This window comes from Desertibacillus haloalkaliphilus (genome assembly GCF_019039105.1).
Lineage (GTDB): Bacteria > Bacillota > Bacilli > Bacillales > KJ1-10-99 > Desertibacillus > Desertibacillus haloalkaliphilus.
In genome coordinates, this window is sequence record NZ_JAHPIV010000450.1 from 1 (window position 1) to 355 (window position 355).

At 44.5% G+C, this 355-nt stretch carries 1 protein-coding gene; it reads right to left on the reverse strand.

What is annotated here, in order from left to right; all coding sequences use genetic code 11:
* The coding region (locus tag KH400_RS22750) for an alpha/beta hydrolase family protein (RefSeq protein WP_217228523.1) at positions 1-355 on the reverse strand (355 nt) is incomplete at both ends.

Sequence of the window (355 nt, forward strand, 5' to 3'; positions counted from 1 at the left end):
GCCTTCACTATGTCCGAGTATAAATACTTTATTTCGATCAACAATTGGTTGGTCTCTTAGAAAGTGAAGTGCGGCCTTGGCATCGTCAATTAAGTCCCAAAACCCTGTCTTTATGAAATCTCCACTACTTTTCCCCGTCCCCCGTTTATCATAGCGCAATACGACAAACCCACATTCCGTTAAAAAAGCAGCAAGCTGGTTGTAAAGATGCAACATTGGGCCTTTTCTTGTTCCATTCCCATTTCGGTCAAGCGGGCCTGAACCAGCAAGAATAAGAATAGCAGGTAACGCGACAGGTGATGTTTCTGGAAAGGAGAGCGAACCAGCTAATTGCCCCTTTTCACCAAACTGAATC